Raw genomic sequence first — 645 nt, forward strand, 5'->3', positions numbered from 1 at the left:
TGACCTAACAGTCTAAAACCTTGAGTAACGAGGAACTTATGATCTAGTAAAGTCAGTTAGAGGGAACGCCGGATGCCGGGAAACTGGCACGTCCGGTGTGGCGCAGGGGAAAAGCTGGAGATAACATCAAATGCTTACCTATTGCAACCTATAGTTGAACAAACCTAAATAGGCTGCCGTGTGTAGCCTTTTGTGATAACGGACGTAATTTTTCGTTTTATAGTAAAGTAAATCGTGGAGGTGTGGTTGTGGAGCGTTCAATTAAAGTTATGTTGTTGGGAATTTCTTTTATGTTAATCGGTCTATATATCCAGGGTGAACCTGGAATAAAGCTATATGGTACCGAAGTCTTTATCGTTTTATTTGGTTTTTTATTAACCGTTGTGGGTGTTTTCACCAAGAGGTAGCAGGTTTGTTCGCAAGTTGAATTACTAAACTAACGTCGAAGTACGACAAGTTCTGCTATAAGCACCAAACAGTGTGAAAAGCAGAAGATTACAACAGTAATCTTAACTTTACAACCGAGGATGGGAATGACGGAACCATGTATCCCGAAACCATCCCGCCAATACTCCTGCGTGCGTCATGTTTAACAGAATATGAGGTGCGAAGTACAGGCAGATTCGGCAGAACGAAGGCTGTAGC

Annotated in this window: 1 protein-coding gene; it reads left to right on the forward strand. The window is 42.2% G+C overall.

Going from position 1 to position 645, the window contains the following annotated elements; genetic code table 11:
- Positions 1-248 precede the first annotated feature (248 nt).
- Complete coding sequence (locus AC1DUA_RS39895) at positions 249-407, forward strand: hypothetical protein (RefSeq protein ID WP_477504912.1); 159 nt, start codon at positions 249-251, stop codon at positions 405-407.
- The last annotated feature ends 238 nt before the right edge of the window (positions 408-645 follow it).

This window comes from Paenibacillus sp. 01T422 (assembly GCF_056398785.1).